The following is a 17,433-nucleotide window of genomic DNA, read 5'->3' as shown; positions in this document are numbered from 1 at the left end:
CTCGGCCCTCGTCGAGCCGGCCCCGTATCTGTTGCGGTTCGCTTGTTGTGTTGTTCGAAGCCGCAATCGTTCCGGTTACTCCGTGATCTTCATCTCCTTGACCAGGAGCTTGGAGTCGACGCGAGGCTGCCATTCCAGGCGCTTGGAGAAGCCGTAGATGTCCTGCTGATTGAGCAGCGGGACGAGATAGGACAGATCGTACGCCTTCTTGGTGATGGCGTCATACATGGCCTGGCGCTTCTCGATGTCGGTCTCGGTCCTGGCGGCGCTGATCTGGTCCGACATTTCCTGGTCGCTGTTGGACGCGGAACTCGCCTTGCTTTGTAGCACGGCGGTCATTTCACGGTCGACGTCGAGCAGCTCGTTGGAGTTCGACAGGAAGATCGCATCCGGCCGTGTGTTCTTGTCGAACAACTGGTTCAGGTACTCGCCGAAGTCCTCGATCTTGATGTCGACGTTGAGGCCCGCGTCCTTCCAGTAGGCGCCGACGGCCTCGATCAGTTCGCGGTCCTTGAGCCAGCGCCCGGCCTCGCCGACGAGCTTGATGGTCTTGCCTTCGGCGCCTGCTTCCTTGATCAGCGCCCTGGCCTTGTCCACGTCGAAGACATAGTCGGGCAGCGACTTGTTGTACCCGAAGGCCTTGGGGTTGACGACCTGGCCCTTGGCCGGTGTGGCGTAGCCGCCGAACAGGCTCTCGGCCAGCGCCTTGCGGTCGACCGAAATGTTCATCGCTTCGCGGACACGCGGATCCTTGGTCACCTCGTTGTCGGTCGAGACGATCATCAGGCTGGTTTCGAGGCCGCTGACGGCCGCGAATTTCGGCGCCTGCTGGGCGAACTCCGGCAGAAGGTTGGTGATGACATCGAGCTCGCCCGCCATCAGGCCGGAAAGGCGCGTGCCGGATTCGCCTACGAAGCGATATGTCACCTTGTCGATCGACGCGGCATCGCCCCAATAGTCGGCGTTCTTCTCCAGCACGATGTCCTGGCCGCGGTTCCAACTGGTGAACTTATATGGGCCGGTGCCAACCGGCGCCTCGGCGAACTTGGCGTCCGCCGCATAGGTCGCCGGGATCATCTTCATCCAGTACATGCGCGAGGGCAGGATCGGATCCGGACCGGAGGTGATGATGCGCACTGTCAGGTCGTCCACCTTCTCGGCGCCGGTGATGGTGCCGAAATAGGCGGCTTGCTCCGACTTCAGCGCCGGATCGATGACGCGTTTGACGCTGTTGACGACGGCATCCGCGTTGAACGCCTCGCCATTGTGGAACTTGATGTTGGGCCTGAGCTTGAACTCCCAGGTCTTGGCGTCGACCGGCGTCGGCGCCGCGGCCGCAAGGCCGGCGATGAGCTCGCCGTCCGGCGTGCGCGCCATCAGCGTCTCATAGACATTGTCGTTGATCGCGCGCTCGCCGCCGTCGTCGCGCACCTGCGGGTCGAGCGTCGAAGGCTCCGAACCGATCGCGATGGTGATGTCGGCGGCCAGCGCCGACAGCGGGGAAAGTGCCATGATTGCCGCCACGGCGGCGCTGCTTGTCAGTCTCGTCAGTACGTTCATTGGTCCACCCATTCGCCAAAGACAACAAAATCGACCTGATGCGCGCAGTCTTGTGCTGCGCTGATAGTGTGGGCCGCCACATCCCTCGGCCAGAAGAGTGGATTGTATGCAATCGACTGTCAAGCGATTGTTGATCAACTTTGCTGACGATACCGGGTCGAGTTTCTGAAATTCGCCAAACGGCTCCATAAATTATTGAAAATGCACAAAATTTAGAACGTGATTGCTGAAATTTCGTTCACGAATATCACGCAAGAAATCGGTCCAGTGGTTCTTTTTGGCAATTTCTTGCATATAGTATACCAAAAATGACGATGGTAAGAAGGACGACGGCGTTCCTCCGCCTTTCCCGGCGGTCACGACTGCGGAAAATACATCGCGACGACAGCCACGGCTGCGCTGGTGTTGGGCGACAAGAGTGCAAATTGCGCCAGCCTGTTGGTGCAGCGGGAGACGTTATCCTGTTTGGCTGATCTCCACCGCGGCATGAGATTGCTGGGCAATACTCGTTTCGAACAAGGAACTGCTTGTACGTTCTGTTATCGCGTTTCTCGCTGGCAGCGATGTTGAACTGTTGCCCGCCTGCAGTGTTACGCGGGCAGCAGGCGGGCGCCACTGTTGCGGTGGTTCAAGGAGTGGGCCGCCAGATCGGCGGGGCTGGCGTCAGCTGAAATAGCGCGGTGGCAGCCTGACCAGATCGCCGTCGAGGCGCTCGAACATGGCGGCGATGTCGAAGATGCGGTTTTCGGTCCCGCTTGACCCGACGATCTGCAACCCCAGAGGCATGCCACTGCCGGCCTTGCCGAAAGGGAAGGCCAGCGCCGGGTGGCCGGTCAGGTTGGCCAGGATGTTGGGGATAGGCTCCTCGAGGAAGTAGAACTTGTCGACTGTCTTGAGCGGTCCCGCCGGTGCGAGTGCGCCAGGCAAAAGCATGGCGTCGACAGTGGCGAGGCTGGCGTCGACCCGTCTGCGCAGCACGTCGCGCAGCTTCCGTGCCGCGACGACGTCGGCGGCGGCAAGACTTTCACCAACCAGCGCGCGACCGCGAAACATTTCGCCAAAGGCGGAGAAATTGCCGCGCACCTCGGCGCCGTAATGTGCCGCGATCTCGGCCATCATCACCACAGCGCCCGGCGCATGGAAGGTTTCGAGCGGCGGCAGGTCGAGTTCGACGATCTCGCCGCCGTTGGCAGCGAAAAGCTCGAGCGCGTTGCGCATTGCCGTTACCACTTCGGGCCGCAGGCTGGCGCCCAGCCCCCAGGCGTCAGGTGATACACCGAGGCGCATGCCGGTAAATGACGGCGCGTCGCCGGCAGGCATCGGCCCGATTTCGTGCGCCGCCATCGCGGCATAGAGCCTGCGGCAGTCGTCGACACGCGCGGCGATCGGCCCGCAATGGTCCATAGAATGGGCCAGCGCATCGATGCCGTCCACGGGAACGACGCCGAAGCCCGGCTTGAAGCCGACCATGCCGCACATCGTCGCCGGCAGGCGGATCGAACCGGCGGTATCGGTCGCCACCGATCCCAGGCACAGCCCACCGGCGACAGTGACGCCCGACCCGCTCGACGAGCCGCCCGGAAACATCTCAGGGTTCCAGGGATTGCGCGCCGGCGGAAACGGCAGGTCGAAGGACGGTCCGCCGAAGGCCAGTTCATGGCAATTGGCCTTGCCGATGATGATCGCCCCGGCATCGCTGAGCCGGCGCACGACAGGCGCATCCTGCGTCGGCCTGCGGCCGAGCCGCGAATGCGAGGCGCCGGTGTTGGGCATGCCGGCAACCGCGACTATGTCCTTGACCGAGATCGGCACGCCCGCAAGCGGGCCGACAGTCTCGCCGGCCGCGAGGCGCGCGTCGAGACGCCGTGCCTGCGAAAGTGCTGCCTCGTCGGCGACATGGACGTAACCCGAAAGCTCGCCATCAAAACGCGCGATGCGGTCGAGGAAATGGCCCGTCACCTCGACGGCGGCGATCTCGCGGCGGGTCACTGTGGTGGCAAGTTCCGCAATGGAAAGCTGTTCCAGCCTGCTCATTGTTTGTCCTCTCGCTCCTGCGTGCGGGCCAGCTCTGTGACGCGCCTGGCCAGCCTGTCGAGCACTGCTATGCCGCGCGCGAAATCGGCGGCTTCCGCAGCACTTGCCTCAGGCGGCAGCGCGATCTCTTGGGAGGCGGGAGCAGGTGGGGTCACGTCGCGCATGTTTCGTCCGGTGCTGAGAGATAGGAATTGATCAGTATACGTCTGTTATGCATTGTTGGAATCGGCCGGTATCGAACCGACCGGGGCATCGGGTGGGCAGCGTGAAGCAGAATGAAAAGCCGTTCGACGTGGTGGTTGTCGGCGGCGGCATCGTCGGGCTGTCGGTGGCGCTCGAAGCGCAGTCTCGCGGTCTCGCGGTCGCCGTCATCGATCCTGACATTGCCGAGGCCCGGGCATCCTTCGGCAATGCCGGCGTGCTCAGCCGTGGCTCGATCTTCCCGATGGCCGCACCCGGCATCCGCGCGCGCTTGCCGCGTTATGCGCTTGGCCGCGACATCGCCGTGCGTGCCCGCCTGCGCTCGCTGCCGCATCTCGCACCCTGGCTGGTGCGCTTCCTGCTTGCCGCCGAGGAGGGCGCATGGCGCCGCACTGCGGCGGCACTCAACCCGATGGTCGCCGAGGCGTTCGACCGCCATGTCGCGCTGGCCGATCTCGTCGGCGGCCGCCATCTGATCAAGCGCAATGGTTGGCTCCGCCTCTATCGTAGCGCCGAGGCATTCGCCACCAGCGTCCTGGAGCAGGCGGTCCTGAAAGAGAACGGCGTCCGTATCGACTGCCTCGGCGAGGATGAGATCCGCCAGCTCGAGCCGCATCTCGCCCGCCGTTTCAGCAATGGCATCTTCTTTCCCGACACCGGTTCCGTCGAAAGCCCCGGCGAACTTGTCGAGCTCTACCGGCACGCGGCAGAAGGTCGGGGCGCGGTCCTTGTCGCCGGCAAGGCGGAAGCCATCCTCGAAACCGGCGAGACCATGGCGGTCATGGTCGCTGGCCGGAGGATCGAAGGTCGCCATGTCGTGCTCGCCGCCGGTGCCCGTTCGGCCGAGCTTGCTCGCACCCTTGGCTATCGTTTTCCGCTTGCGGCCGAGCGCGGCTACCATCGCCATTTTGCCCTTGCCGAGGGCGTTGAGCTGCGCCGCCCGGTCTATGATGCTGCCGGTGGCTACGTGCTGTCGCCGATGAACGGCAACGTGCGCCTGCTCACCGGTGTCGAGTTGGCGCGGCAGGACGATCCGCCAGAGCATGCCCAGATCGACGGTGTCGAACCCGATGCGCGAAAGACGCTTTCCTTCACCACGCCGGTCGACGGCAAAACCTGGCTCGGCAGCCGGCCGTCGACGCCGGACGGGCTGCCGGTCATCGGCCGCGCCGCCCGCCATCCCAGGCTGATCTTCGCCTTTGGCCACGGCCATATCGGCTTCGCCAACGGCCCGATGACAGGTGCCGTCGTCGCCAGCCTGCTCCACGACGAGCAGCCACCGGTGCCGGTTGCCGCCTTCGCGCCTTCGCGTTTCGGCGGCTAAAGCGTTTCCGCTCTTCCTCGAAATGCGGAAGCGCTGCACCTTCTTGTTCTTGCGCAATTCCGGACGGAAAACCGCGGCACACTTTTTCTGGAATTGCGCTAGGCGGCGGGGCGCGGTCACGGCAGCGTCAACCCGCCGTCGACATGCAGCGACTGGCCGGTGATCTGCCTGGCGTCGCGCGACAGCAGGAACAGGATCGCCGCCGCGACGTCGGCCGGTTCGGTCAGCCGGCCGGTAGGCGTCACGTCGATCGCCTTTTCCAGTGCCGAGGTCGTCGCCGCGAAATGGCCGGTCGGATCCTTGCGGGTGAAGCCCGGCACGACGCAATTGACCGTCACGCCCTTCGGCGCAAGTTGCACGGCCATCGATTTAGCCAGCGCCTCGAGCGCGCCCTTGGCGGCAGACGTCGCCGGAAAATGGATCTCGGCGGTGCCGAAGATGTGAGCGACAAAAGAGCTGACCACCACCACGCGCCCGCAGGCCGAGGCGACGAGGTCGGCCATCGCTGCATTGACGAGACGGAGCAATGCAGTCGGCATCGTCTCGAACGCATGGGCCAGATCGTCTGGCCCGACCTCGCCGAGCGTCGAGCGCGTCGCCTGGGCGGCGTTGGAAACGATCTGGTCGACGCGGCCGAAGCGGGCGCGGGCGGCAGCAATCATTGCCGCCGGCACAACGGGATCGGCGAGATCGCCGAGCACGATCTCGGTCGCAGCCCCCGATGCCCGGCAGGTCTCGGCGACGCTCTCCAGCCCCTCGGCATTCTTGCGTGTGTGCAGCACCAGGCCAATGCCAGGGGTTGCAAGCCGGCGGGCGGTTTCGGCGCCAATGCCGCTGCCGGCACCGGTGATGAGCACGATGCGATCGAATGATGTGGTCAAATCCTTGTCCCCAAAGCTATTGAGAGTGACGTTTGCAGGTGCTCGGCTCAGGCGCCTAGTGCCACGCCGTCCTTGCGCTTGTCCGAGCCGCCGAGCAGGCCGCCGTCTTCGTCGCGCACAACGAATTGCGCACCGCCGAAATCGCTGCGGCCGGCCAGTTCGCCGGCACCTTCCGGATCGCTGTAGCCTGCGTCGCGCAGCGTCCTGACGATCGCATCCGGCGTGCCCGGTTCGATCGCCAGTGCCATATCGCCCTCCAACCGCCAGCGCGGGGCATCGATGGCTGGCTGCAGCTTCTCACCCCAGGCGGCCAGACGGACCATCATCTGGACGTGGCCTTGCGGCTGCATGGCGCCACCGACGACACCGAAGCCGGCATGGAAGCGGCCGTCCTTCAACGTCGCCGCCGGGATTACCGTGTGGTAGGGCCGCTTCGACGGCCCCGGCCCGTTGATGTGGCCCGGTTCGGAAAAGCCTAAGCCCCGATTCTGCAGCACGAAGCCGCAGCCGGGCACGGCGATGCCGGAGCCGAAACGCTTGAAGATGCTGCTCATCAGCGTCACCGCCAGGCCATCCTTGTCGACGACAACTGTGCAGACCGTGTTGCCCGATGGATCGGCGACGATTTTCTTGGCCTTGGCCATGGCGCGGCCGACTGCTTCGACCATGGCACGCGTGGTCGTCGGATCATCCCGGTCGAGCGGCAAGGCATCGAGTTCCTCCAGCGCGTCGAGCACGGCCATGCCGTGGGTGTTGGGCGGGCATTCGAGCACTGTCAGGTCACGGAACTTTCGTTCGAGCGGCAGCACGAAATCGCCGCGATGGTTGGCGAAATCCTCAGCCGTCAGCAGCCCGCCCCTGGTCTGGTTCGCTGCCGCTGCTTGGCGGGCCGGGGTACCGAGATAGAAGGCATCCGGCCCATCGGCGGCGATTGCCCGCAACATTGCCGCCAGCTCGGGATTGGCGAACCGTTCGCCTTCGCGCGGCGTGCTGCCGGCGCTGTAGAGTTTTCCTGCAACCGGGTCGAGCTTGATCACCGGCTCGAACACTGCCCATTCGCGCGCGGTGATCGGCAGGACGGCAAAACCGTCGGCGGCGAGCGCGATGGCTGGAGCGATCAATTGGGCAAAGGGCAGGCGGCCAAAGCGGGCATGCAGGTCGAACCATCCGCGCACCGCGCCGGGCACGGTGACCGACAGTCCGTGTCGTTCGGGGATGCGCCGGTTCGGCAGGTTTTCCAACGCCTCGACCGACAATGCGGCCGGCGAGCGGCCGGTGCCATTGTAGCTGGTGGCATGGCCGTCTGGTTCAACCAGCATCGCCAGAAGGTCGCCACCGATGCCTGTCGCCATTGGCTCGACGACGCCGAGGATTGCATCCGCGGCGATGGCCGCGTCGACCGCGGTGCCGCCTGCGGCCAGCATGTCCTGGGCGGCGCGGGCGGCGAGCGGGTGCCCGGTCGCCACCATCGCGGTTTCGCTGCGAACGCCTGCGTTGCCGTGTGTCTCGGATCTGTCCATCGCTGTCGTTCCAATCCTGGTTCAGGCCTTCGATCATCGCCCTTGCAACATACTGTATGCGTCATGTCGCCGTGATCACCTGCACGACAGTAGAATGCGACTTGCGCCGATGTCAATTTGGTATACAGTATTCTAAATCGAGTTTGACATATCGAAGACAGGGGAACCGCATGACCAAGCCGATGAACCCGGACGAATTTCGCACCGCGCTGGAAAACGCCATCAAGGGCAAGAGCGCCAACAAGTCGCCATTCAGCCTCGCCTGGGCCAGCGGCAAGCTGAGCCGCGACCATCTCTCGCGCTGGGCCGAGAACCACTATCATTATGTCGGGCCGTTCGCGGATTACCTCGGCTACATCTATTCCCGCATGCCTGAGCAATATGTCGAGGCCAAGGATTTCCTGCTCGCCAACATGTATGAGGAAGAGATCGGCGGCGACCGCCACACCGACCTGCTGATCCGTTTCGGCGAAGCATGCGGCACATCCAGAGAGCGCATGACCGACCCGGAGAACATGTCGCCGACGACACGCGGCCTGCAGAGTTGGTGTTATGCGGTGGCGATGCGTGAGGATCCGATCGTTGCCGTTGCCGGACTGGTGGTCGGCCTCGAATCCCAGGTGCCGTCGATCTATCGCAAGCAGACGCCGACGCTGCGCGACAGTTACGGCTTCAGCGACGAGGAGGTCGAGTTCTTCGACCTGCACATCGTGTCCGACGAAATCCATGGTGAGCGTGGCTACCAGATCGTTCTTGAGCATGCGCGTACGGTCGAGATGCAGGAACGCTGCCTCAAGATCTGCGAGGTCGGCGCCCAGATGCGCCTGCTCTACACCACGGCCCTCTACAACGACTATGTTGCCGAGGATGTGAAGCTCGGCCGCGTTGCGCCGATGGAACCCGAACTCGCCGGCATCGGCGGGGTTTGAGGCACGCACATGCCGACAGTCGTGATCCATAGCAAGGGTGAGGCCTTCTCAGGCGAGGTCAAGGAGGACACCAACCTCGTCGTCCGCGCCGGCATCAAGCAGTTTCCCTATCCGCACCTCGCTTACAAATGCGGCATGGGAAAATGCGGCACCTGCGCCAGCCGCATCCTCGCCGGCGCCGAGCACCTGCCCCCGCCCAACTGGAAGGAGAAGAAGCAGCTCGGCGACAAGATCGACGAGGGTTTTCGGCTCGTCTGCCAGCTGTGGATCAAGAACGACATCGAACTCCGCCAGGAGAAGGTGACGGAGCAAGCCTAGCTGCGGTTTTCCGTCCGGAATTGCGCAAGACAAAGTGAGTTCGCCACGCCGGAGGGGCGCGGCACTTCCCGAACAGTTTGCCGGCAACGCTTCGGTGGTGTCGGCGTGACCAGCAATCAGCATGAGGTGGACGATATGTATGTGGTTCTGACGACCAAGCCGGGCGAGTTCCGGACCGAAATGAGCCCCGGCGTGCAGCCGGTCGAAACCTACGACTACATCTTCTACGGCCGCAAGCGCGCCAGCTTCACCATCGCCAAGCTGACCGACCAGGACCAGACGCGCATCCGCATCGTCGAGGACGAGCCGCCGCAGATCGAGAACAACGTGCCGTGCAAGCTGTTCGAGAAATTTTCGTCCGTCGAGGACGCCCGCCACGAGCTCAAGACGCTCACCACCTACGGCAGCATGGACATCCAGCTCAAGCTGGTCTGACCGGCCAACAGCATCGAACGCGCCGATGATCAACATCACCTTCATCACCAACGACAACAAGCAGGTGTCCGCGCCCGAAAACAGCAATCTGCTGCGCGTGTCGCTGCGCGAGAAGGGGGGCATCCCCTTCAAATGCGGCGGCGGGCTGTGCGGCACCTGCAAGTGCCGGATCGAGACCGGCATCGAGAACACCGATGCCGTCAAGCCCAAGGAACGCAACCACCTGACTTCAGACGATCTTGCCGCCGGTTTCCGCATGGCCTGCCAGACCTTCGTGCTCGGCGATGTCGCCGTCTCCTGGGTGCCAAAAGGACGCTGAGCAGGGTGCGCCGAGGCGCATTCTCGAAGCAGAACGACCGCCGAAGCAAACGACTCCCCGAAAGCAAACGACCAATGACAGAGCGACACCTGAACTACATCGCCGGCGAGTGGCAGCCAGCTTTTGGCGGCACCACCTTCGAGGACCGCAATCCCGCCGACGAGCGCGACCTCATCGGCCTGTTCCCGGATTCTGACGCTGCCGATGTCACTGCCGCCATCTCAGGCGTCTCGGCCGCCTGGCCGGCCTGGGCGGCGCAGTCGCCAGAGGTTCGCGCCGACGTTTTGTTCCGCGCCGCCGACATCATGGCCCGACGCGCCGACGAGATCGCCACCGAGCTGACCCGCGAGGAAGGCAAGACGCTGACCGAGGCACGCAACGAGGCCCGGCGCATCGCCGCCAACTTCCGCCTCTATGCCGGCGAGGCGCTGCGGCTCAATGGCGAGACTTACCCGAGCGACAGCGCACAACTGGTGCTGTCGCTGCGCCAGCCGGTCGGCGTGGTCGCAGTCATCACGCCGTGGAACTTCCCGCTGTCGATGGCCGCCCGCAAGCTCGGCCCGGCACTCGCCGCCGGCAATGGCGTCGTGTTCAAGCCGTCCGAAATCACGCCGCTGATGGGCCAGCGCCTCGTCGAGGTGCTGCTTGAGGCCGGCCTGCCACCAAAGCTCGTGGCGCTCGTCCAGGGCAAGGGCGCGAAGGTCGGTCAGGCGATCACCGCAAGCGCCGGTGTCGACGCGCTGACCTTCACCGGCTCCTATGCGGTCGGCAAGCAGATCGCGGCGTCGCTCTCCACCGACACCCGCGTCCAGCTTGAAATGGGCGGCAAGAACGCGACCGTCGTGCTGGTCGACGCCGGCATCGACAAGGCCGTCGCCACCATCGAGCGCGGCGCCTTCGGGCTCACCGGCCAGGCCTGCACCGGCACCAGCCGCGTGCTCGTCGCCCGCCCGCTTTATGCCGAACTGGTGGCGCGGCTCGAAAAATCGGCCTCCGCCATCAAGGTCGGCCCGGGCATGGCAGAAGGCGTGCAGATGGGGCCGCTTGCCACCCGCGTGCAATACGACAAGGTACTGGCCTATGTCGGCATCGCCCGCGAAGAGGGCGGCCGGGTCGTTGGCGGCGATGCGCTGCGTGAGGCCGACTCGAACCTGGCGCATGGCTATTTCGTCCGGCCCGCCGTCGTCTCCGACCTGCCGGAGACCAGCCGTCTGTGGCGTGAGGAGATTTTTGGGCCGGTCGTCGCGGTGCGCCCGATCGACAGCCTCGACGAGGCGATCAAGCTGGCCGACGACACCGAATACGGCCTCGCCGTGTCGCTGGTGACGGGTGATCTGCCGTCGGTGCTGCGCTTCGCCCGCGAGACCCAGCACGGCATCGTCAAGGTCAACAGCCCGACAACCGGTGTGTCACTCAACGCGCCTTTCGGCGGCCTCAAGCATTCGAGCAATCAGGCGGCCAAGGAGCAGGGCGGGGCCAACGTCATGGACTTCTACAGCCGCATCAAGAGCATCTATCTTGGGGCCTGACATGCTCCAGTCCCTGACTGAGCTGATGCCTGGCGACTTCGTGCTGGGCCATCTCGTCGGCATGGGCGCCATGGTCTTCATCGCGGCTTTGCTCCAGGGCATCGGCGGGCTCGGCTTTGCCATGGTCTCGGCGCCGCTCGCGGTGCTGTTCTTTCCCGAGATGGCGCCCGGGCCGCTGCTGGTGTTGGGCGCCGGCCTGGCACTGCTCGGCCTGCTCCGCGATTTCGATGCCGTCGACTGGCCGAGCGTGACGACGTTGATGGCCGGACGTGCCGGCGGCACGCTGCTTGCCGGCGCCACGCTCGCCGCCCTGCCGACCAATGCATTCTCGATCGTCTTTGCGCTGTTGATCCTCGCCGGTGTTGGCCTCAGCTTCGCCGGCTGGAAGGTCAGGGCGTCTCACCCCAACATGGCGATCGCCGGCCTCGCCTCCGGCCTGATGGGCACGATTACCTCGTCCGGTGCGCCGCCCTTTGCCATAGTCATGCAATATGTGCCGCCGCGCCAGATGCGGGCGACCATCAGCTGCGTCTTCTTCGCCGGCGCCATCCTGTCGCTATTGATGTTGGCATATGTCGACCGTTTCACCCTGCCGCAGCTCTGGCTTGGCATCCTGCTGTTCCCGCTGATGCTTGGTGGCTTCTTCGTCTCCGGCCGGTTCCACCGCTATTTTTCGCCGCGTGGCGTGCGTTTACTGCTGCTCACCATGTCCGGCCTCGGCGCGCTCGGCATCCTCGCGAGGACGGTCGTCCCATGAGCCTGCCCCACATATCAGACGAGCTGGTCGAGGCTGCCGTCTCCGCCGCCGAGGCGCGCGAGGTGCTGGCCGATGCCTTTCTGCGTTTCGGCCGCGAGGAGGCGGCGATGCAGGCGCGCATCCGCAGCGATGCCGGCGGCGTCAAGCTGTCGACCCTGGGCGCGGTCATCCCCGGACAGGAGGTGGTCGGCGCCAAGGTCTACACCACCATCAAAGGCCAGTTTTCCTTCATCATCCTGCTGTTCTCCTCGGTCGACGGCCGCGCGCTCGCCACCTTCGATGCCGGCGCCATCACCAAGCTCCGGACCGCCGGCTGCTCGGTCATATCGGCCCAGCACCTCGCCAGGCCGGAGGCCTCGACGCTCTCCGTCTTCGGCTCCGGTCCGCTCGGACGGGCCCATGCGGTGCAGATGGCCGAGGCCTTCCCGCTCCGGCGCGTGCTGCTTGTCAGCCGCTCGTCCGATCCTGCATCGGCGGTAGAACTTGAAGCCGCCTGCGGCATCCCCACGCGACTGGCCACGGCCGAACAGGCGGCCGCGGAAGCCGACATCCTGGTCACCGCCTCGCGTTCGCCATCCGCGCTGTTTTCGGGCGACCTGCTCAAATCAGGCTGTTTCATCGCCGCCGTCGGCTCGAGCCTGCCCAACACCCGCGAGCTCGACGACCGGGCGATGGCCCGTGCTTCGCTCGTCGCCGTCGAATGGCGCGAACAGAGCCAACGCGAGGCAGGCGATCTCGTGCTCGCGGATCCCACGGCGCTCGTTTCGGACAAGATCGTCGAGCTCGGCGAAATCCTCGCCGGCAAGGCACGCGGCCGCACCAGCGAGGACGAAATCACTATCTACAAGTCAGTCGGCGTCGGCCTGCAGGACATAGCCCTTGCGGGACTGGTTTACCGACGGATCGTCGGCGGGTAATTGCCTCTAAGGCTGAGTTGACGAGGGGTGCCTGACCGAGAATACGCGATACAGGCATGCAGCGGCAGACATCAGCCAGAATACGACGACAAGATAGGCGGTGGCGGTCGATCCGACGCACTCACCCTCTTTGATAGCGCAGGAGTTGGTCACGCCGGTAAGCAGGAAATACCCACACACCACCAGCGTGCCCGATGTGAGTGCCGCACTGATGACGCGGTGGCTTCCGCCAGACGTGAGCAGGATCGTCGCCAGCCTCGCAGCCAGTGGCGCAACGATCATCAGGCCCATCGCATAGACAGTTGCCATAGCTGCAATCCCGCTCTCATCGTTAGCTTATCCGATACCTGGCATACCCTCTATCCCTTCTTCGCCGCCTGACGTGCCTGCTGCAGGCTGACCACGCCTTCCCGTGAGATGGTGTAGTTGCCGCCGTTGCGGGAGACCACCAGACGCTTCGCCTTCAGCACCTTGAATTCGGCGAGGCCGGCGCCCTCGAGCGACCAACCTTCCCGGGTGACGAACGACGCTTCCAGTGGTCGGTTTCTGGTGTCTTTTTCCAGGATGATGGTGCCGCCAAACGACAGCACTTCGAGCGCTTTGCGCTCCTTCTTCGAGATATTCATGAAGTTGTGAGTCCGCAGTCCCAGCGCCAATGCACCGGGCGTCATCCACCATGGCGAGCAAAGAGCTCACCGGTTTGGCTGAACACGGCCCCGGTCCACGCGATGCGTGAAGCGGGGCTTTAGCGGGACTCAAAAGAACAGGTCATGATGGCGCGGAGCTATAGGTCAGATTGCGGCATGCTTAAGGCAGTTGCTTTGTCGAACGGCGGTTATGTCCGGCTGAGATCAGCGCCCCTGCAGGACGCGGATCAATTTGCTGTTGTCAGCGGTGGTGGAATCAAGATTGCGGTAGTCCTGGTAGGTGATGCGGTTTCTGGCCATGCCGTTGATCATGCGCTTGCAGAAGGTTTGCGCATAGTTGCTCGGGTTGATGTTGAACACCGTTGCCATATCGGCCTTGTCCTTGGCCGGGCGTGCATTCTCACGCTTGATGCAGTTCGCCATGATCTCGCGTTTGAGGGCGGGGCTGCCGCTAAGTGCCGTCTGAGCAGTCTTGTATTCGCCTTGCGACATTGTCGTGCAGCCCGCGACAATTGCGGAAAGGCCAAGCAAGGTTACCTTACGGGTCATGATGTGCGTCCGGGCGTGAAAATTGATTGAAGCAAATGATCGGAACAAATCGCCTACTGCAACAGCTAGGAATTTTCGTCAACTGTCAGTTGAAAATAAAGACGCGCACTGACGTGGCGTTATGAAAGGTGAAGATTGATTTAGTGAAATCTATATTAGCTGTGGCTTCTGTTTAATGTGGCGCCGTCACGGTCTCCGGCCAATGCGATCACCAGCTCAGCTGCGATCGGCAGATGATGTAGTAGCATTCGGCGTAGCGCCTGTACTCCGGCGTGCCATATGCCGGCTTCACGCCGCTGTCGTGATAGCTGTCGAGCAAGCGAGCACAAGTGGCCCTCTCGAATGGCGGCCAGGAACTGACGGCCAAGGCTTGCGGTGACGCCAGGGACATGGCTGCGACAATGAAGCATCCCAGGCTTGCAGCTGCGAAAAGCGAAGTGTTGCGCATGGGGTGACCATGTACATCTGTCGTTTTTTGCCTGCAACAGGCCAAGGATATTATGATGAACGAAGTAAATTGTCAGCGAAGCGACGGAAATTCCACGCCACCGTGCCGCAATTCGGTGGAGCAGTGGCTCCTGACATGTCGCTTCGATGGCATCGCGCAATTCTGCGCCGGGTGACGCCGCACCTATTGCTTTGCCGCCTCTGCCGCCCTGGTGTTGATCAGCCCGAAGCCGAAGTCGGTGTCGCGGCCCTTGTCGCCGAGGTCGGTGGCGGTGCTGGCCAGAGCCTTTTCGATCGAGTCGACGCTGCGTTTCGGCTCGGCGTGCAAAAGGTTGGCAATTGCGCCGCTGACGACGGCCGCGGCAAATGACGTGCCGGTGACCAGGTCGGTGCCGCCGCCGACGGGCGCCATCAGGTCGACGCCGGGTGCAGAGATATAGACATAGGGCCCGCGATTGGCCTGCTTCATGATCGCGTCCTTGGCGTCGGTGGCCGTCACCGCGATCACGCCCTTGTAGGCGGCGGGGTAGCCATAAGGCGCGCCCGGACCGTTGTTGCCGGCGGCGGCGACCAGGATCATGCCGCGCGCACGCGCACCGCGGCTCGCCTGCTCCAGCAGCGCGTTCTTGGGCCCGACGAAGCTCATATTGACGATCTGGACGTCCTGCTCGGCGGCCCAGTCGAGGGCGTTGAGGATGATTTCCATCGTTGACTTGCCGCCTTCGAAGGCGCGGGCGTGGAAGATCTTCGAACCCGGCGCCATGCCCTTGAAGTCGCCGGTGCCTGATATCAGCCCGGCCACCGACGTCGCGTGGTCACGCGCGGTGACGGCAACGCCCGGCATGGCGTCGAAGCTCTGTGCGATGGCGCCCTTGAGCGCCGGGTGGGTTTCGTCGATGGCCGTATCGATGACTGCGACATTGACGTTCTCGCCATTCGCCGCCGCCTCGTCGAGCGAGATGCGCTGGAAGGCGAAGCTGGGAGCGGCTGCCGCCTGCTGCAGTTCGTAGATGTGGTTGGGCTCGCGCTCGCTGGTACGGCCGTCGCCGGCGAGCTGCGCCAGCACCACGCCGACCGGACGGCCATCGGGAATGCCGAAGCGTACGAGGCTGGTGCCGAGCAGCGTCGACTGGCGCTGCGAGCGGATTTCGAGGCCGTAGGCGGCCGCCAGCGCCTGGGCGTCGGCGGCATCGCCGGCAACCGTCACCAACACCTCGTCAGGCACGAAGTTGCCCGAGATGGCGCGCGGTGCTGCGGTGATGGCGGGGCCGGGCGGCGTCGCATCGGCTGCAGGAGGCGTCGGCGGCGGAGATCCGGCCTGCCCGCCGCCGGAAGCAGCAGCGCCGCCTGCGGGATCGCGCAGCGGGTTGGGTGTCGGCACCGGCGTCGCCGGCTGGCTGCCCGAGGCGACGCCGGGAAAATCGCCGGGATTGGGGAACAGGTCGACGATCAGCTCGGGCAGCCCGACGGCGCCGGGCAGGCCGCTGCCGCCCGAGGGGCCTCCTGGGGTGGAACCGCCAGGCGCCGGGCCACCCGGCTGCAGGCAATTGGCGTTGCCGGCTGCCGTTGTCTGATTAAGGCAGTCGAGCTGTTGCGGCGTCAGGCTGGGGTCGTTGGTCTGGGCGAAAACAGGCGTGGCGGCGAACACCGCCGCCGCCAGCACGAGCCGTGCAATTCGCCCTGACGTGGTCATCCAGCCGGTTTCCTTCCTGCCGTCACCGTGTCCGCGAAGGGTGCCGCCGCAATGACGCCGACGATGCGGTCATAGTCGGCGACCGTCTCGGACGGGATGGCGATGCGGAACACGCCACTCGCTGTCGGGCCGTCGATGATCGAGGCACCATTGTCGCCGAGCAGGGTGGCGATGTCGGCCATCCTGGCGTCCGGCTTGAAGGTCACCAGCGCGAAGGGCAGCTTCGCCTGGTCCTCGCCGGTGCCGGCGACCTGGACGTCGTTGCCGCGGCTGCCCGGTTCGAGCACCGACTGCACCATGACCAGTGCCAGCAGTGCGGCTGCAGCACCCCAGGCGACGCCGACCGGCAGGCCCATGAAACGCTCCCAGACCCGCGACAGCAGCGACTGTGCCTGGGGCTCGCGCATCGGCCCGGCTTCGGCGTCGAGCAGCTTCGAGAAGCGGCTCAGCGCATCGGCGGGCGGGCGGATCGCCTCGTTGGCGGCCATCGTGCCGGAGAACTCCGCTTCGGCGGCTTCAAGGGCCGCGGGTGCCTCGGGATCGCTGGCAAGCCAGTCTTCCACGGTTGCCAGTTCGGACCCTTCGAGCGTGCCGTTCAGGTAGAAGGGCAGCAGCGTTTCGATCTCGTCGCGGCGCGACATCTTCTCGGCAGCGCTCATGGCCACCCCCTGTCATATCCGGCGGCCTTCAAGGCTTCGCCGAGCTTCTTGCGGGCATAGAACATCCGCGTCTTTACGGTGGCGACAGGAATGTCGAGCACCTCGCCAATCTCGGTGACCGACTTGCCATGGTAATAGGCAAGGTCGATGACCGTGCGATGCTCGTCGGCGAGCGTGTCGACGAGGCGGCGCAGGGCCGCACCCTTGTCCTGCTTCATCGTCGCCACTTCGGGTGTGTCGTTGTCGTCGGGCACTGCAGCCGCATCGTCGTCGTCAAGCCACTCTTCCTTGCGCTTGCGCATCGACGACAGCGCCTTGAAGCGCGCTATGCCGAGCAGCCAGGTCGAGACTTCCGAACGGCCTTCGAATTTCGGCGCCTGGCGCCACAATTCGAGAAACACTTCATTGGCTACGTCATCCGCCATCGCTTCCGACCCCGTCTGGCGCGCCACGAAACGGTAGACCCGTGCGTGGTGCCGCGTGAACAGGAGCCGCAAAGCGGCGCGGTCGCCGTTTGCGACGCGGCTCACGAGATCACGATCGGACATGGGGTCAGATGCGATGTTCATGGCCGGTGCTACCGCCGGGCTCCTGTCTGCTTGGTCGTTGTTGGCCGCAAAAAGGTTCACCGGAATGTTTCGGATGCAGGAAAGCTAGCGGAACTTCCGCGGCATGGCCAGTCCGGCGCGACACACTACCCCAGAGTATCCTTTA

19 protein-coding genes are annotated in these 17,433 nt (G+C 64.5%); 8 read left to right on the top strand and 11 right to left on the bottom strand.

Features of this window, described 5'->3' with window-relative positions:
• Positions 1–75: 75 nt before the first annotated feature.
• From H5P29_RS01995 to H5P29_RS01985, 3 genes are all read right to left on the bottom strand, one after another.
• The gene (locus H5P29_RS01995) at positions 76–1,560 is read right to left on the bottom strand and encodes an ABC transporter substrate-binding protein (protein WP_067955032.1); all 1,485 of its coding nucleotides are present in this window, start codon (positions 1,558–1,560) and stop codon (positions 76–78) included.
• A 663-nt stretch (positions 1,561–2,223) separates the two neighbouring features.
• Entirely contained in the window at positions 2,224–3,594 is a 1,371-nt protein-coding gene (locus H5P29_RS01990; protein ID WP_067955029.1) for an amidase, read from the bottom strand.
• A complete protein-coding gene (locus tag H5P29_RS01985) occupies positions 3,591–3,758 on the bottom strand; it encodes a hypothetical protein (RefSeq protein WP_154384523.1) in 168 nt (55 codons plus the stop codon). Before H5P29_RS01985 ends, H5P29_RS01990 begins: the two co-directional genes overlap by 4 nt.
• Before the next feature lie 101 nt (positions 3,759–3,859).
• Between H5P29_RS01985 and H5P29_RS01980 the strand changes: the two genes are divergently transcribed.
• Positions 3,860–5,119, top strand: a complete 1,260-nt coding sequence (locus H5P29_RS01980; RefSeq protein WP_169808289.1) for an FAD-binding oxidoreductase — start codon at positions 3,860–3,862, stop codon at positions 5,117–5,119.
• A gap of 116 nt (positions 5,120–5,235) precedes the next feature.
• On the opposite strand, the gene H5P29_RS01975 is transcribed toward H5P29_RS01980, so the two are convergent.
• The gene (locus tag H5P29_RS01975) at positions 5,236–6,000 is read right to left on the bottom strand and encodes an SDR family NAD(P)-dependent oxidoreductase (protein WP_154384524.1); all 765 of its coding nucleotides are present in this window, start codon (positions 5,998–6,000) and stop codon (positions 5,236–5,238) included.
• Between the two features lie 47 nt (positions 6,001–6,047).
• Positions 6,048–7,520 carry a gamma-glutamyltransferase family protein gene (locus H5P29_RS01970; RefSeq protein ID WP_154384525.1) on the bottom strand — a complete coding sequence of 491 codons (1,473 nt, stop codon included), beginning with the start codon at positions 7,518–7,520 and terminating at the stop codon, positions 6,048–6,050.
• A 170-nt stretch (positions 7,521–7,690) separates the two neighbouring features.
• Between H5P29_RS01970 and H5P29_RS01965 the strand changes: the two genes are divergently transcribed.
• The 7 genes from H5P29_RS01965 to H5P29_RS01935 all read left to right on the top strand — a co-directional run bounded on the left by H5P29_RS01965 (position 7,691) and on the right by H5P29_RS01935 (position 12,724).
• On the top strand, positions 7,691–8,449 hold the full coding sequence (locus tag H5P29_RS01965) for a TenA family transcriptional regulator (RefSeq protein ID WP_154384526.1): 759 nt from the start codon (positions 7,691–7,693) through the stop codon (positions 8,447–8,449).
• A gap of 9 nt (positions 8,450–8,458) precedes the next feature.
• Positions 8,459–8,767, top strand: coding sequence for a 2Fe-2S iron-sulfur cluster-binding protein (locus H5P29_RS01960; RefSeq protein ID WP_067955019.1), 309 nt, complete (start codon positions 8,459–8,461; stop codon positions 8,765–8,767).
• 105 nt (positions 8,768–8,872) lie between these two features.
• Positions 8,873–9,202 carry a ferredoxin gene (locus H5P29_RS01955; RefSeq protein ID WP_246765368.1) on the top strand — a complete coding sequence of 110 codons (330 nt, stop codon included), beginning with the start codon at positions 8,873–8,875 and terminating at the stop codon, positions 9,200–9,202.
• 25 nt (positions 9,203–9,227) lie between these two features.
• Positions 9,228–9,521: a 2Fe-2S iron-sulfur cluster-binding protein gene (locus H5P29_RS01950; RefSeq protein WP_067955016.1), complete on the top strand. Its 294-nt coding sequence runs from the start codon at positions 9,228–9,230 to the stop codon at positions 9,519–9,521.
• A 74-nt stretch (positions 9,522–9,595) separates the two neighbouring features.
• On the top strand, positions 9,596–11,050 hold the full coding sequence (locus H5P29_RS01945) for an aldehyde dehydrogenase family protein (protein WP_154384527.1): 1,455 nt from the start codon (positions 9,596–9,598) through the stop codon (positions 11,048–11,050).
• A 1-nt stretch (position 11,051) separates the two neighbouring features.
• Entirely contained in the window at positions 11,052–11,807 is a 756-nt protein-coding gene (locus H5P29_RS01940) for a sulfite exporter TauE/SafE family protein (RefSeq protein ID WP_246670726.1), read from the top strand.
• On the top strand, positions 11,804–12,724 hold the full coding sequence (locus H5P29_RS01935; protein WP_210252512.1) for an ornithine cyclodeaminase family protein: 921 nt from the start codon (positions 11,804–11,806) through the stop codon (positions 12,722–12,724). The genes H5P29_RS01940 and H5P29_RS01935 overlap by 4 nt, the downstream gene beginning before the upstream one ends.
• A 6-nt stretch (positions 12,725–12,730) precedes the next feature.
• Here H5P29_RS01935 and H5P29_RS01930 read toward each other — a convergent pair whose 3' ends face one another.
• The 6 genes from H5P29_RS01930 to H5P29_RS01905 all read right to left on the bottom strand — a co-directional run bounded on the left by H5P29_RS01930 (position 12,731) and on the right by H5P29_RS01905 (position 17,288).
• The gene (locus tag H5P29_RS01930) at positions 12,731–13,033 is read right to left on the bottom strand and encodes a hypothetical protein (RefSeq protein ID WP_154384529.1); all 303 of its coding nucleotides are present in this window, start codon (positions 13,031–13,033) and stop codon (positions 12,731–12,733) included.
• A 50-nt stretch (positions 13,034–13,083) separates the two neighbouring features.
• Positions 13,084–13,350 carry a YjhX family toxin gene (locus tag H5P29_RS01925; RefSeq protein WP_182573588.1) on the bottom strand — a complete coding sequence of 89 codons (267 nt, stop codon included), beginning with the start codon at positions 13,348–13,350 and terminating at the stop codon, positions 13,084–13,086.
• A gap of 225 nt (positions 13,351–13,575) precedes the next feature.
• Positions 13,576–13,920 carry a hypothetical protein gene (locus tag H5P29_RS01920; protein WP_154384531.1) on the bottom strand — a complete coding sequence of 115 codons (345 nt, stop codon included), beginning with the start codon at positions 13,918–13,920 and terminating at the stop codon, positions 13,576–13,578.
• Positions 13,921–14,551: 631 nt separating this feature from the next.
• On the bottom strand, positions 14,552–16,060 hold the full coding sequence (locus tag H5P29_RS01915) for a S8 family serine peptidase (RefSeq protein WP_154384532.1): 1,509 nt from the start codon (positions 16,058–16,060) through the stop codon (positions 14,552–14,554).
• Positions 16,057–16,719 (bottom strand): anti-sigma factor, encoded by a 663-nt coding sequence (locus H5P29_RS01910; protein ID WP_154384533.1) that lies wholly within the window; start codon positions 16,717–16,719, stop codon positions 16,057–16,059. The genes H5P29_RS01915 and H5P29_RS01910 overlap by 4 nt, the downstream gene beginning before the upstream one ends.
• On the bottom strand, positions 16,716–17,288 hold the full coding sequence (locus H5P29_RS01905; RefSeq protein WP_067965790.1) for a sigma-70 family RNA polymerase sigma factor: 573 nt from the start codon (positions 17,286–17,288) through the stop codon (positions 16,716–16,718). Before H5P29_RS01905 ends, H5P29_RS01910 begins: the two co-directional genes overlap by 4 nt.
• Positions 17,289–17,433 lie beyond the last annotated feature (145 nt).

Source organism: Aminobacter sp. MDW-2 (assembly GCF_014250155.1).
Lineage (GTDB): Bacteria > Pseudomonadota > Alphaproteobacteria > Rhizobiales > Rhizobiaceae > Aminobacter > Aminobacter ciceronei.
Note: the sequence above shows the minus strand (reverse complement) of the source record. Positions and strands in the feature narration are given on the sequence as shown.

Bases quoted from the DNA above. Each gene is read 5' to 3' on its own strand.
- H5P29_RS01950 (WP_067955016.1), top strand. From the start codon at position 9,228: ATGATCAACATCACCTTCATCACCAACGACAACAAGCAGGTGTCCGCG.
- H5P29_RS01915 (WP_154384532.1), bottom strand. From the start codon at position 16,060: ATGACCACGTCAGGGCGAATTGCACGGCTCGTGCTGGCGGCGGCGGTG.
- H5P29_RS01910 (WP_154384533.1), bottom strand. From the start codon at position 16,719: ATGAGCGCTGCCGAGAAGATGTCGCGCCGCGACGAGATCGAAACGCTG.
- H5P29_RS01935 (WP_210252512.1), top strand. From the start codon at position 11,804: ATGAGCCTGCCCCACATATCAGACGAGCTGGTCGAGGCTGCCGTCTCC.
- H5P29_RS01965 (WP_154384526.1), top strand. From the start codon at position 7,691: ATGACCAAGCCGATGAACCCGGACGAATTTCGCACCGCGCTGGAAAAC.
- H5P29_RS01945 (WP_154384527.1), top strand. From the start codon at position 9,596: ATGACAGAGCGACACCTGAACTACATCGCCGGCGAGTGGCAGCCAGCT.
- H5P29_RS01970 (WP_154384525.1), bottom strand. From the start codon at position 7,520: ATGGACAGATCCGAGACACACGGCAACGCAGGCGTTCGCAGCGAAACC.
- H5P29_RS01905 (WP_067965790.1), bottom strand. From the start codon at position 17,288: ATGAACATCGCATCTGACCCCATGTCCGATCGTGATCTCGTGAGCCGC.
- H5P29_RS01940 (WP_246670726.1), top strand. From the start codon at position 11,052: ATGCTCCAGTCCCTGACTGAGCTGATGCCTGGCGACTTCGTGCTGGGC.
- H5P29_RS01920 (WP_154384531.1), bottom strand. From the start codon at position 13,920: ATGACCCGTAAGGTAACCTTGCTTGGCCTTTCCGCAATTGTCGCGGGC.
- H5P29_RS01960 (WP_067955019.1), top strand. From the start codon at position 8,459: ATGCCGACAGTCGTGATCCATAGCAAGGGTGAGGCCTTCTCAGGCGAG.
- H5P29_RS01990 (WP_067955029.1), bottom strand. From the start codon at position 3,594: ATGAGCAGGCTGGAACAGCTTTCCATTGCGGAACTTGCCACCACAGTG.
- H5P29_RS01930 (WP_154384529.1), bottom strand. From the start codon at position 13,033: ATGGCAACTGTCTATGCGATGGGCCTGATGATCGTTGCGCCACTGGCT.
- H5P29_RS01985 (WP_154384523.1), bottom strand. From the start codon at position 3,758: ATGCGCGACGTGACCCCACCTGCTCCCGCCTCCCAAGAGATCGCGCTG.
- H5P29_RS01925 (WP_182573588.1), bottom strand. From the start codon at position 13,350: ATGAATATCTCGAAGAAGGAGCGCAAAGCGCTCGAAGTGCTGTCGTTT.
- H5P29_RS01995 (WP_067955032.1), bottom strand. From the start codon at position 1,560: ATGAACGTACTGACGAGACTGACAAGCAGCGCCGCCGTGGCGGCAATC.